Source organism: Legionella resiliens (genome assembly GCF_021344005.1).
Taxonomy (GTDB): domain Bacteria; phylum Pseudomonadota; class Gammaproteobacteria; order Legionellales; family Legionellaceae; genus Legionella; species Legionella resiliens.
On sequence record NZ_JAJTND010000003.1, the window covers coordinates 362,643 to 375,972 of the forward strand.

The following is a 13,330-nucleotide window of genomic DNA, read 5'->3' on the forward strand; positions in this document are numbered from 1 at the left end:
GGGCAGATTAAAACAAAGGGAGTGGAGCGCTGTTAACAAAAATTAACCAATAATACCCGTAAAATTTACGGGTTATCATCGGTTAATCCTGTGCATATAATGACCATTCTTTTATTTTTTAATTGCTTTGGTTATCAATTAATTTTTTTAATCGATCAAAATTTCTCTTCTGAAAATTATATCAAGGTGTAATCGTGAAACAATTTGAAGTCCTAAGAAGTACAACAATTTCTGTTCGTAATATCACTTTAACTACTAAAGGCGGACATCGGTTTTCTTTTGATATTACTCTTGACGCAACTAGTAAATTTGGCACCTATTTTTTACAACGTGTCATGACACCTATGGGAGCAGCAACAGTAATAGGCGTGTATAATGATAATTTATGGTTTTGGGTTGATGGTGACAAAGGTATAACCTACTGGGATAACATTCATGGCAATATTTTTGATGCTCCTGTTTTGATTACTGGATATAACGATAACGATTATCCCGAAGAAGTTAAAAAAGCAATCCAATTTGCTCTTGGTGTAATTCAATTCAATTTTGATGGAAAATTTGATCTTTTATATATATTATCCAAAATAAATATCTTATCTCCCGAATTTATTTGCGTATTAGTTATAAACGTTTTAACAATCAATCCTCAAGAAATGAATCAACAACTTGATTTATTTTTTAAAGAATTTGAAAGTTTAACTGCTCTTGACATAGAACGACTTGCTGAACTAGGTAATTTAATCCATGGTCAAGAAAATAAATTCAATACCCATTTTATAACCGATACACCACTTGATACACTTTCAGAAAAACATGTAGAGAATATTCGTAGAGCAGCTTTGGATTGTCAAACATGTATTGATGTGATTAATGGACAAATCAAACTATTGGATAAAAGCAACGTTCCGCTACTCTATGCTGACTTAAACTCACTCAAATTAAATCTGGAAAAAAGCCTCAACAATATAGAACAGGGTTCTCGGGAAATAAAAGCGGTATCCTCAGATATTGCTCGCCTAAAAAAAGTGTATAACTTCCAACATTTCAATTCGCTATTGGAATTGATAATGAATGCTTTTTTTGAGTTTCAAATAAAGCAAATGGCTACCCCTAGAGTTAAATTCTATCTTGAAGCTGCGGCTAAAATCACCCAGTTTTTATACAATCACGGACATCATTTCTTTGAGAAAAGCGGAGAAGAACTTACCCATGATAAGGGCAAGCAAGAAAGTTCTGGGTCTTTAAACTTGCTTGAATTAATGTACCTCTTTTTACTATTAAGTGGAACTTCTGCCTCATCAAATTTAAAAGCATGTGTCTATCTCAAATTATTAAAGGCATTGAACATAAAACTCAATGAACATGAAAACATGCCCAACTCTTTTGATTTATTAAATTTCGTTACTGGAAATCCAGATGGGTTTATCACGTTATATCAACATTTCTTTACCACAGAGGGACCATTGAAACAAAAAGTTGAAGAGCTTTTAAAAAAGCAACATCCTATTTTATTAACTGAATTCGGTAAATTGACCTATTATTATGCCATCGCTTTAAAAACAAGAAGTGAGGAACGCTTTTTTGCTCATGCACAATTTGCGATTAAATTAAATTTTATTAAAGGAACATATTACTTACGCCAAGCACTAAGTCAAGGTAATCCATTTGCAGCTGAAGAAATGGTTACCTTCTTATCAAGCCAATATAGATTTCAAATAGATACTTTTGAAATGGAAAAAGATCTGGCTTTGTATTTTTTGAATAGAAAAGAATTAGTTAAAGCACGTTCTTATTTAGAGCGTGCGCTTCTATCTTTTAAAGACAAGAGAGGCAAGAACATATTAGACCAGTATGAATTGGACAAGAACTTTTGGGAAGAGGAGGAATTGCATTTAATACAGATTAAGATTGATATACTGCAAAAAAGCGGAAATGAACAAAAACAAGCAATTGAAGAATTAATACAACGCTCCAGACTGGAAGAGGATAATCCAGCGCGCGATCTATTGAATGAACTGAGTACCCAATTACCAGTTGTTGCCTTTGCTGCAGTTGTAGAATGGCATAAAACAGACCTCAATAAACTCTCACTCAAATTATTACAACTGGCAGCAAAGGAAAACCATGGAATAATCGCATGGTACCAGAATGATTACCAAGTGGTGTATTTAAATCAAAATCCTGATCTTGGTTTAATCTTAAAAGCAGTAAAAGTTAACTTTGCTCCTGCCATTATTGATTTCAATACATTACTCAAGAGCTCCTCTAGTTACGCCCGAGATTATAAAGATGAAATACTTCCTCTTTTGTCTGACTTTGAGATGTGGCAACACATTGATCCAAATAATCTCACTTCGCTTCTTTTAACCTATATCGACACAAATTTATCGAGAACTGATTTAAGTAAATTCATACAATCCTTAGCTCATGCCTCCTTTAATAATCCAGAAAAGCACCTGGAGTACCTTACAACGGTACTTAAGAACTTAAGTGCTTTAATAGATACTGGAGATCTAATGTCCATTTTGTATGCAATTAAAAGAGTCGGATCATTTGCTAAAATGGATACCGAGGTACGGCAAGCAATAGCCTTCAACCTGGTTGGAAGTCAATTCGATAGGGATAAGTCGATATTATGTGAGATGGCGAATGCTTTTCCAGGGTTGATACTGGCTTTATATGAAGATCCCAAAGCCTGGAATATTATAAAATCAAATCACCCCTTAGTAGCTCTTTTTGATAAAACCTTGGATCATAATCCCCATGATCAAGATACAGTGGTAACTTATGAGGGAACTGCATTGACTAACCTTTCTCTATTTAAACCTTCTAGTCATGATCCTGTAAACTCAACTCAGCCTCAGGAAATGCCTATGGAATCAAGTGATATAACTACACCCCAATAAACTCTAAAATGACATAGTCAGGGAAGAGTACTTAACTGATAATCGTGAAGAGAAGATAAGCAGACCTCATTAAAAACAACGATACACATACTGTCGAATGCCAGACTACATCTAAGTTAAGCTATAATTATACAGGAATAGAGGGTCAAGCCTTGAATTTTGAATTTTCAATTGTATGGTTATCAAACCATTCACATTTCAAGGCCAGACCCTCGAGGTTTATATTCTTCACACTTTTTATTGGTTAAGTCTGGTAATTTATTTATATGTATATAGTTTTTAACCATCTTTTGTCATCCATGCCAAAGATATTCTGATATTAATAATTATATATTAGATTAAGATATGAAAACTAACATGATAAGTCTTGAATGAATCTGTCTACATTGCGTCTACACGACTTTTTCAAACTTTCTAAAACTACTCGTAACTACTTGATTTTATTGGTGGGCCCACTAGGACTTGAACCTAGGACCAACGGATTATGAGTCCGCTGCTCTGACCAACTGAGCTATGGGCCCGGAGAGGGGGTCATTTTAAACTTAATTTGTTTAATGTTCTAGTTTTTTTTGTGATTTTTTTAGGGATTTTCCTCTCCCATTCGGAAGAGGGTAGGGAAGGTTAAAGAGGTCACAAATCCTTTTTATCCTTCCTCTTGATTTGAATCATTAACCTTCATCACCTTCGAGGAAACTTCTCAGTTTTTCTGAACGAGAGGGGTGACGCAGTTTGCGGAGGGCTTTGGCTTCGATTTGACGAATTCGCTCACGAGTTACGTCAAATTGTTTGCCTACTTCTTCCAGAGTATGGTCGGTGTTCATTTCGATACCAAAACGCATACGAAGTACTTTGGCTTCTCTTGGGGTTAAAGTTTCCAGGATTTCCAGAGTTGCCTCGCGCAGGCCCTCAGCAGTGGCCATGTCGATTGGTGATTCAATGTTATTGTCTTCAATAAAGTCACCTAAGTGTGAATCATCATCATCACCCACCGGGGTTTCCATGGAAATAGGTTCTTTAGCAATTTTTAAGACTTTGCGAATCTTGTCTTCGCTCAATTCCATTTTTTCAGCCAATTCTTCGGGGGTGGCTTCACGGCCAGTTTCCTGAAGTATTTGTCTGGAAATTCGGTTGAGCTTGTTAATTGTTTCGATCATGTGTACCGGAATACGGATAGTACGCGCTTGATCGGCAATCGAACGGGTAATTGCCTGTCGAATCCACCAGGTTGCATAGGTAGAGAACTTGTAACCGCGACGGTATTCAAATTTATCTACTGCTTTCATCAAACCGATGTTCCCTTCCTGAATTAAATCAAGGAATTGCAAGCCACGATTGGTATATTTTTTCGCGATGGAAATAACCAGACGTAAGTTGGCTTCAACCATTTCCTTTTTGGCGCGCCGTGCTTTAGCTTCGCCAATGGACATTTTACGGTTGATGTCCTTAATTTCGGCAATCGTCAAACCATATTCGGCTTCGAATGCGACCAATCGAGATTGGATACGCAGAATTTCCTCGGCATATTCCTGGATACGGTCCACGTCGAGTTTTTTACCGTGTTTACTGGTAAGTGTGTTGAGCCATTCCATGTCCGTTTCTTGGCCTGGGAATGTATCAATAAACAGCTTTCGCGGAATACGCGCTTTTTCAATGCAAAGGCGCATAATACCACGCTCGAATTCTCTTATGTGGTTACGTAGTTGACGGAAATGACGTGTTAAACGATCAACCTGTCTGGAGGTCAGCTTGAGCTTTAAGAACGAGTCAGACATGGCTTCCAATGCTTTCAACGCCTTAGCGTGTTCTCTTCCAAACTCTTTTAATACAGCGGTTGCTTCTTGATAGGTATCGCGTAATTCATCAAAATAAATTTTTGCTTGCTCTGGGTTTGGACCATCATCGACTTCCCCAATGCCCCCTTCACCGTCTTCATCTTCTTCATCATCAGAAAGAAGTAGATCATCTTGTCGATCTTCATCCAGCATGGAGCCAATGCTCGCAGCAGGAGCTATTTCATCTTCAACATCGGAGAAGCCACTAATAATTTCATTCAGACGAATTTCTTGAGCATTGAAACGATCATAATCGTCAAGCACTAACTGGACAGTTTCCGGGTAATTAGCCAAAGATTTAAGTACTTGGTAAATACCTTCTTCAATGCGTTTTGCAATGCGAATCTCGCCTTCACGGGTCAACAGTTCGACTGTACCCATTTCACGCATGTACATGCGGACCGGATCGGTTGTACGGCCAGTTTCCTTGTCCACAGAAGCAAGGACCATTGCAGCTTCTTCGATATCTGGAACTTCTTCTGTATTGAGCAGAAGCGCCAGTTCATCATCGCCAGGCGGCAATTCAAATACTTTGATGTTCATACCTTCCAGCATGCTGATAATGACATCAAAATGTTCAGTATCGACTATATTAGGCAGCAAGTCATTGATCTGACTGTAAGTCAAATAACCTTGCTCCTTACCTAGGCTAATGACTTTGGTTATCTGTGAGCTTTGCTGTTCTTGATCATTTATGGTCATAGGCACTTCTCTAGGGACAATTGGACATTATCCTAAAAAACAATGAAATCTACAGCAGCACATACACTAATTGGATTGCTTGCTTCTTTAGGATTACAAAATCTTATAATTATAAACCGGGAGGCTGCAACATACCAGTAGTTTTTCATTGCTTTTTTCTGGACATCTTCTTTACAAGAGTCTAGCACATGATGGGACACTGCATGAGCTAAGGTTAATACCAATTGCATTATCCAAACTCGGGCTGCTCCAGAACTTAGCTAGGTACCAGTTTAACAAGGAGTTCTTTTAGTATGTTTTGTAACTTTATTACTAACTCTTATTCAGGAACCCGATATTCCCAAGCAACGAGAGCAAAGCCACAGCAACACGCATTGGTGTAAGTGCTGTTCCTGCTTAGATGTAGTAAGTCCACGATAACTAAACTGACTTAAACGATGCATTTCGATATGACTCAAACGAGTAACCTCTCCTACAAGTAATTGCATGTCTGAGTGGTTAATTCATTTTTTATACAAAATGTTCAAATAAAGCTATAATTACACTTGTCTATCGAATAAGTTTATTTGTCCTTTGCGGATTAAGAAGTATTAATGTGAAAAATAGACCTAAACATTTTGTCGAGAAAATTAATCGTGCTTATGAACTGGTTACAAGTATGAAGGAAGGATATGTTTGGCGAGGTTCTAGCGATTATAGTTTTAGCTATCCAGATGGAGTGCAGTTAAACACCAAAAAAATTATCGAGAAAGCGTCTCTTGAGGGGGATATTACTATATTGGATATTGGAACCTCAAATGGAGTATTTATTTCTGCGAACGATACGGAAATAAACAAAGGGCTCAAACACAAGCATAGAGTGACAGTATACGGCATTTCGGCAACTGATGAACGTACTCCTGTTGATAATAATATACCTAATGAAAAATATTTTACTGGGAATGCAGAACATTTAGGAGATCCAAATTATAAAGAATTTAGAGGAATTGCCTCGCAGCAATTCGATTATATTTTTTCCAGCAAAACATTTATGCATTTGGTGGATCCAGTTTCTGCAATAATTGATGCTTACAATAAATTGAAGCCAGGCGGTACATTGGTAATCGATGAATTTACTCTCAAAGGGTGTGAAGGGCGTTTACAAGATATTATCACGCACCTAAGGCAACAAGGTCATTGTGTTGCCGTATCGTTAGATAATCAGACAGGCGTCATACACCAATTTTGCATAAAAAAGACCGACAAGTCCCTCGAGTTTCCTCTTGAATACGATGAGCATCGGATTGGTTATGTACCATCCCCTCAGCTAGAAAAGGACAACCGCAGTAATCTTGAAAAGATCGCTGCTGCACGAACTCTTCTTGAAAGTACGTTAGAGAAAGCCGAGTTATCTGCATTCAAGGAATTTGCTTCCCTTGAAGCCTTATTGAAAAGCAAACAATATCTCGCTCTCCCTCATAAACAGCAGGAATATTGCATACTCTACGTTGTTGCAAAAGAACTTAGTGCTTCTGCATCAAAACATCCATCACAATTGAGTTCGACAAACAATTTTTTTACGAGTAATCCCATTTCATTACAAAAGATTCTTAATCTGAAACAATTATGTTTTGACAAGGGTGTTGAAGGTGGGCGTATTCTTTCTGGAGATTTATTTGGCGTGGGTTTAGGGAATATCTTAATTAACAGCAAATATCTTCCATTAGCAACCAGATTGAATTTGATCCGCTTAACCGCCTGTCAAAATATGTTAAGCATGGATCTTGAAAATTCCGTAGAAAATGCAAAGGCGTTTGCTCAAATGAATGTTCGACTTAGTAAAGTAGACTATTTGCATAACGAGAGTCTTTTTAGCGCAATATGCGACACTTTATCTCAGCCCAGACCATCACAACCCATGAACGTGGTTATGGGTAGAAAATTTACTGAAAATTCGCAATTTTCTGAATTAAGTCCTCATTTCAATGAGACATTAAAATTTCTTTATCAATACAAAGAGCATTTTTGTAATCAGTTACAAATAAAACTGGAAAATTCTTCTTATAACTTCACGAAGATTACATGTATTGGTACTCCAGGTCATTATTCCTTCAAGCTACTTGCAGAAAGCCATTATTCCGGGGACACGCCTGAAGAATTTATAATTCCAGCTTCCCAATTTCTTGCCATTATGAATCAGGCGTACAGTACTATCCATCGGCAAGAACTGGTCGCAGAAAAATTGCCTCTTATTTTTGATTCATCCACTTTGGTTGCTTATCTAAATAATAATCTAGGAATCACAGGCATTACTACGCTTGATAGTTTGAGCCAGAATTGTATGGTAGAAGAAATAAGCGGCACGGAGGATCATGATAGCTATAAAATTAGCGTCAAAATGGAACATTCAGAAGATGTTGAAGAGATTATGATTTCCAAAGAGGAACTCTCTGAATTAATACAGCAGCAGCAAAGTGCGTCAATGGAGAGCGGTTTTTTCTAATTTCAAACATGACGCTCTTTTAACATCTCCTGTAACTTTATTTTCTCTGCTTCATCCAAGCCTTGTTGACGCGATTTATTAATCAGTTGACGTATGGTTAATTCACGATTTTGTTTTTGTAAAAACACCATAATATCAATAAATTCTTTGACCAATTCTTGTTCAGGAACACAATGCTCCCAGGCTGCGAGTTTGTTTATGGAGTCAAAATAAGGATGGTTACGCCATGATTCAATGAGTGTTGCGGTAGTGGCTTGTGGATTTGTTGCGAGTTGGTGTAACAGGTGTATTAAAATTTCATGTTCTTTAGCATCCAAAAGCTCGAGATTAATGTGCTGTTTGATCTGCGTATAAATTTCTGGATGTTGTAAGAGTAAGGCAACAGCAACACGCATTGGTGTACGCGCTATAGTCATTGCTTGTTCATGCGGGGCTGTATTCGATCCCTCGGTAACCATCTGGCTTAAGCGATGTGTTTCAATATGAGTTAATCGGGCAAGATCTTCGATAAGTAATTGCTTGTACGAGCCCTCATTCATTTTTTGTAAAAAAGGTTTGGCCAAATTAATTAATTGAGTCTTTCCTGCAGGACGAAGCAAATTGAGGTCTTTGGCTAAGCCATCAAAGAGAAATCGATGCAGTGGAATGGCTTGCTTAAGCTGATTTAAAAAATGGTCTTTGCCCTCATTGCGGACCATACTGTCCGGATCATGTCCATCGGGTAAAAACATAAAACTGGCATCGAGTCCCAGGTTCAAATGCGGCAAGCTGCTTTCAAGTGCGCGCCATGCAGCTTGTTTTCCCGCATTATCGCCATCGAAACAAAAAATCAGCGATTTTGTATGTTTGGCAAGAAGTTGAATGTGATAAGTACTGGTTGCGGTACCTAAAGTGGCTACTGCATTCATAATGCCATGTTGGGCTAATGCAATCACATCCATATAGCCTTCAACCACAATAATGTAATCTATGGTTTTTTGTTGGCTTAGAATTTGGTGTAAACCATATAATTCTCTGCTTTTTTGGAAAATGACCGTTTCAGGTGAATTAAGGTATTTAGGTTTTTGTGCAGCGTCCAGGACACGCCCACCAAATCCTATGATGCGTCCATGGCGGTCATGAATAGGGAACATGACGCGGTTTCGGTACCGATCATAAATTTTTCCCTCTTCGTTTTTAATTAACATCCCGGTTGCAAGCAACTCACGTTGGTTGCGAGGAAATGCTTTTTCAAGATGATGCCATCCTTCAGTAGCATATCCTAATTGATACCGTTTCGCGATCTCTCCACTTAAGCCTCGGCCACGTAAATAATCGATGGCAAGTTGCCCTTCATGTTTTAATTTTTTTTGATAATAAAGGCTTACGGAAGACAAGAGTTTATACAGATCCTGGGCTGGATTATTTTTTTCAGTTTGTTTGTCTCGAGGAATTGCTAAACCCAGGCGAGTAGCCAGCGTTTCAACCGCATCAACAAATCCCTGATTGAGGTAATTCATGACAAAGCTGATGGCATTGCCTGAAGCGCCACAACCAAAGCAGTGATAAAACTGCTTTTTAGCAACGACATTAAACGAAGGAGATTTTTCATTATGAAAAGGACAGCACGCAATATGACTGTTCCCTCTTTTTTTCAAGGGAACATAGCTGTCAATTAATTCAACCAGATCTGTTCGGAGAAGAAGATCATCAATGAATGGCTGCGGGATTAAGCCAGACATATTGATCCTTAACTTAACTTAACCTTTATCATGGCACTCACTTGGGCCATATCAGCACGTCCTTGCAAGCTTGGCTTTAAGAGTGCCATTACTTTACCCATGTCAGCCATTTTTTCAGCGCCAGTTGACGTAATGGCGTCTTGAACCATTTGTTCAATTTCTGCAGCAGATAAAGGCTCAGGCAAATATTTCTTCAGGACTTCCAATTCATATTGCTCCTGAGCGACCAAATCGTCTCGATTCGCTTTTTCGTATTGGGCTATGGATTCTTTGCGTTGTTTGCTCATTTTATCCAAAATTACCAACATCCGCTCATCATCCACCTCGATGCGCTCATCTACTTCGACCTGTTTTACTGCGGCAGTGATTAAACGAAGCGTGGATAAAAGTTCTTTATCCTTAGCCCGCATTGCATCTTTGACATCATTATTGAGGCGTTCTTTAATCGTCATTTTTATTCCTTAAAGTCTAATAAGCAGCTCGGCCCTTAATGTACTCTGAAAAGCAAAAGGCCACGAAATACGACACCATAATCATAAAGCAATTGTGACTATGCGAAGTATATGTGGCCTTGGTAAAAAATACAGGAACAGACAGATCCTATTTACGTCGGCGTTTTCCGCCTTGTTGTTTTGCTGTCATATCACGAGAAATTTTCTTCAGATGACGTTTTACTGCAGCAGCTTGTTTACGCTTACGCTCAGCAGTTGGCTTTTCATAAAATTCACGACGGCGTAATTCGGTTAAAATACCGGCTTTTTCACAAGAGCGCTTGAAACGGCGCAGTGCGTATTCTGGGTTTTCGCCTTCTTTGACGCGAACGGTAGGCATTAACTAGTCCTCTGGTTATTTGATCTTAATAGGTGGGCAATTCTAGTGCTAGTTGAAGCACTCGTCAAGTTTTAAACTATAAATTTTATGAATTCCTAGTGGATTTGATACTTGGATAATAAATTAAGGGTTAAATATTAAATAGATGAATGTCACTACACTGTCCTAATTGATCAAAGACTCTCGATATTTTACCGAAATCGCCAGGTAAGCCTTGGGCGAGTACTCCTTATGCTGTGTTTTCTTCATGAGGGGGTAAGGCTTACTTAAATGCGCAATAAACTCTTTGGTAAAGGCGTATATAAAGCGTTGATCAACTTTTGTGTACGCCATTTTAATGCTCCAAAGTTGAGTAACCAAGGGCTTGAATTGCTTCTGTTAGGCAAACAAATGTATCCAACTCGTGCTAGCTATTATTGTTTGATTAATGATCAAATTATTCGTTAGATGCATTGAGAATCTACTCCCCCGATTAATGTGTTACAATTCTGGCTTTGATAATACTCTTAGATTAGGTTTTGTATGTTGATTTTGGGCATTGAATCTTCTTGTGATGAAACCGGAATAGCGATTTATGATTCAGATGCTGGTTTGTTGGCGCATGCCTTACATTCGCAAATAGATACGCACCGAGTGCATGGTGGTGTGGTTCCTGAGCTTGCTTCACGTGATCATATTAATTATTTAATTCCTTTGCTTGATAAAGTATTGCAACAAACAGGAATTGATAAAAAAGCATTGGATGGCATTGCCTACACTGCAGGTCCAGGTTTGATTGGTGCATTACTGGTAGGTGCTTGTTTTGCAAAAAGCTTAGCATATGCATTACAAATCCCAACTTTGGCCATTCATCACCTGGAAGCGCACCTTTTAGCTGCAAAAATGGAAACCCCATCACTCGAATTCCCCTTTATCGCACTTTTGGTATCTGGTGGTCATTGCCAATTAGTTGAAGTTAAGGATTTAGGAGAATACCGTCTCCTTGGAGATACTCTGGATGATGCAGTAGGTGAAGCTTTTGATAAAACCGCGAAACTCATGGGCATACCTTACCCCGGGGGTCCGGTACTTGCCGCCCTTGCCGATCAATGTGAAGCTACGCCTTATCGGTTTCCCCGCCCCATGACCGATAGGCCGGGTCTGGATTTTAGTTTCAGCGGGTTAAAAACCTTTGCATTAAACACTTGGAACCAAAGCACAAAAGATGAGCGGGCACGTGCTGAAATTGCCAAGGCGTTTCAAGAAGCAGTAGTTGAAACCCTAATGATTAAATGCAAGCGGGCTGTGCAAGAATCGGGATACAAGCAATTGGTTGTGGCGGGTGGAGTCGGGGCAAATAAAGCATTGCGTTTAGGCTTGCGCGAATGGATTGAGGGTATTGGCGGCACAATTTATTTCCCTGCTTTGGAATATTGTACCGATAATGGAGCGATGATTGCTTATGCTGGATGTTTACGGATGTTAAGGGGTGAAAAGGATTTAAGTAGTGGGGTAGAGGTTAAGGCAAGATGGCCTTTGGCTTGATTTTTGCAATCCCTGAAAATCTTTGAAAATAGATCGTTCAGGGATTTCTAGACTTTAAAATCTGTGCTTGTTTTATTTTATTTCTCTTCAGGCTTCTTTGTTTTTGCTTTCGGTGCAGCAGTTTTTTTAGCTCTGGTCTTTTTTTCAGATTCCTCGGCTTTTTTACTGGTCTTTTTGGTGGCTTTAGTTGTTTGCGTTGGTTCAGGCTCAGCCACTACCGTTTCAGTGATGATGACTTCTTCTATCTCAATTATTGTTTCTTTGGGCATCGTTTCAGTTTTTTTGGGAGGAACGGCGTTCTCCACTTTGGCCTCCATCATAGTATCAAGAACATCTTCCTTTAATTTAATGTGAGGTTCTTTTTTATCAATAAGACGCACAATGTTTTCTTTATGTTTATAGACGACTAATAAGGCCATAATGAATATAGGCAGGAAAATATCCAGACGCTGGATAAGTAATAGCGAATAAAATGGAGCAAAACCAATCGCTGTTATAGAAGCTAAAGAGGCATAACGTGAAAATTTGGCGACGATTAACCAGGTTGCCGCAACTAAAATGCCAACAATGAAATGAAAACCTAAGAGCGCACCAATCGCTGTAGCAACTCCCTTTCCGCCTTTGAAGTCAAAAAAAACAGGGTACATATGGCCGATAACTGCAGCCAAAGCAGTAAAGCCTACGGTCGCCGGTCCTGCACCCAAGAGTTTGGCGATGAGTACAGGAATAGTACCTTTCAACAGATCGGCAGCCATAACCATCGCCGCATATTGCTTTCCTGCAATGCGCAAGACATTGGTAGCGCCAGGATTTTTTGAACCCTCTGTGCGTGGGTCGGGCAAAGAGCAAGCCTTGCAGACGATGACTGCAGAGCAGATAGATCCCATTAAATAAGCAAGAACTACCAAAAATATAAATAATATCACCGATTGCTCCTTTTCCGGAAAGTAACTTATTATCAATTAATCTTTATTTGCAAGCAAGAGGCTGGAAATTTAAGGGTAATCGACCACTGCTCACATGCGATGAGTTGTGATTGTAATCGGTTGACCTCCTCCTACGTCCCGTGGCTTGTCCGCGGGATCCAGATTTAGCGATCACTCATGGATACTGCGCATAAAGCCTGAGAGATCCTCACAAAATCGAAACAGGAAAATACCTATTCTACATCTACAGTGATGCCTGAAATACTGTCATCTCTGCCTACGCAGGGATGAAAGCCTTTTTGACTTCGATAGGGTGTCCATCCCTTAGACTGGATGGATTCAAGTAACCAATGATTTCTACCTTTTCGATTTTGTGAGGATCTCTCAGGCATAAAGCGCGGAATGT

Annotated in this window: 9 protein-coding genes and 1 tRNA gene; 4 read left to right on the forward strand and 6 right to left on the reverse strand. The window is 39.0% G+C overall.

The features are described from left to right. The first annotated feature begins 194 nt into the window (after nucleotides 1–194). Nucleotides 195–2,906: a hypothetical protein gene (locus tag LXO92_RS05225; protein ID WP_232890510.1), complete on the forward strand. Its 2,712-nt coding sequence runs from the start codon at nucleotides 195–197 to the stop codon at nucleotides 2,904–2,906. Between the two features lie 444 nt (nucleotides 2,907–3,350). On the opposite strand, the gene LXO92_RS05230 is transcribed toward LXO92_RS05225, so the two are convergent. Together LXO92_RS05230 and rpoD are read right to left on the reverse strand one after the other, a co-directional pair. Next, a tRNA-Ile gene (locus LXO92_RS05230) sits at nucleotides 3,351–3,427 on the reverse strand. Between the two features lie 147 nt (nucleotides 3,428–3,574). Continuing rightward, nucleotides 3,575–5,440 carry an RNA polymerase sigma factor RpoD gene (rpoD, locus tag LXO92_RS05235; protein WP_182351690.1) on the reverse strand — a complete coding sequence of 622 codons (1,866 nt, stop codon included), beginning with the start codon at nucleotides 5,438–5,440 and terminating at the stop codon, nucleotides 3,575–3,577. A 595-nt stretch (nucleotides 5,441–6,035) separates the two neighbouring features. Between rpoD and LXO92_RS05240 the strand changes: the two genes are divergently transcribed. After that, nucleotides 6,036–7,922 (forward strand): class I SAM-dependent methyltransferase, encoded by a 1,887-nt coding sequence (locus LXO92_RS05240; RefSeq protein ID WP_232890511.1) that lies wholly within the window; start codon nucleotides 6,036–6,038, stop codon nucleotides 7,920–7,922. A 2-nt stretch (nucleotides 7,923–7,924) separates the two neighbouring features. Here the strand turns inward: LXO92_RS05240 and dnaG are convergent, their stop codons facing one another. The 3 genes from dnaG to rpsU all read right to left on the reverse strand — a co-directional run bounded on the left by dnaG (nucleotide 7,925) and on the right by rpsU (nucleotide 10,474). Then, entirely contained in the window at nucleotides 7,925–9,643 is a 1,719-nt protein-coding gene (gene dnaG / locus LXO92_RS05245; protein ID WP_232890512.1) for a DNA primase, read from the reverse strand. Nucleotides 9,644–9,651: 8 nt separating this feature from the next. Next, the gene (locus tag LXO92_RS05250) at nucleotides 9,652–10,095 is read right to left on the reverse strand and encodes a GatB/YqeY domain-containing protein (protein WP_182351694.1); all 444 of its coding nucleotides are present in this window, start codon (nucleotides 10,093–10,095) and stop codon (nucleotides 9,652–9,654) included. A gap of 148 nt (nucleotides 10,096–10,243) precedes the next feature. Further along, nucleotides 10,244–10,474, reverse strand: a complete 231-nt coding sequence (gene rpsU, locus LXO92_RS05255) for a 30S ribosomal protein S21 (protein ID WP_010652681.1) — start codon at nucleotides 10,472–10,474, stop codon at nucleotides 10,244–10,246. A 270-nt stretch (nucleotides 10,475–10,744) separates the two neighbouring features. Here rpsU and LXO92_RS05260 point away from each other — a divergent pair, with 270 nt between their 5' ends. Together LXO92_RS05260 and tsaD are read left to right on the forward strand one after the other, a co-directional pair. Next, complete coding sequence (locus LXO92_RS05260) at nucleotides 10,745–10,921, forward strand: hypothetical protein (RefSeq protein ID WP_182351695.1); 177 nt, start codon at nucleotides 10,745–10,747, stop codon at nucleotides 10,919–10,921. Nucleotides 10,922–10,996: 75 nt separating this feature from the next. After that, a complete protein-coding gene (gene tsaD, locus LXO92_RS05265; protein WP_182351696.1) occupies nucleotides 10,997–11,998 on the forward strand; it encodes a tRNA (adenosine(37)-N6)-threonylcarbamoyltransferase complex transferase subunit TsaD in 1,002 nt (333 codons plus the stop codon). Nucleotides 11,999–12,075: 77 nt separating this feature from the next. On the opposite strand, the gene plsY is transcribed toward tsaD, so the two are convergent. Further along, entirely contained in the window at nucleotides 12,076–12,924 is an 849-nt protein-coding gene (gene plsY, locus LXO92_RS05270) for a glycerol-3-phosphate 1-O-acyltransferase PlsY (RefSeq protein WP_182351697.1), read from the reverse strand. Nucleotides 12,925–13,330 lie beyond the last annotated feature (406 nt).

Bases quoted from the DNA above. Each gene is read 5' to 3' on its own strand.
- rpoD (WP_182351690.1), bottom strand. From the start codon at position 5,440: ATGACCATAAATGATCAAGAACAGCAAAGCTCACAGATAACCAAAGTC.
- dnaG (WP_232890512.1), bottom strand. From the start codon at position 9,643: ATGTCTGGCTTAATCCCGCAGCCATTCATTGATGATCTTCTTCTCCGA.
- LXO92_RS05250 (WP_182351694.1), bottom strand. From the start codon at position 10,095: ATGACGATTAAAGAACGCCTCAATAATGATGTCAAAGATGCAATGCGG.
- rpsU (WP_010652681.1), bottom strand. From the start codon at position 10,474: ATGCCTACCGTTCGCGTCAAAGAAGGCGAAAACCCAGAATACGCACTG.
- LXO92_RS05260 (WP_182351695.1), top strand. From the start codon at position 10,745: ATGCGCAATAAACTCTTTGGTAAAGGCGTATATAAAGCGTTGATCAAC.
- tsaD (WP_182351696.1), top strand. From the start codon at position 10,997: ATGTTGATTTTGGGCATTGAATCTTCTTGTGATGAAACCGGAATAGCG.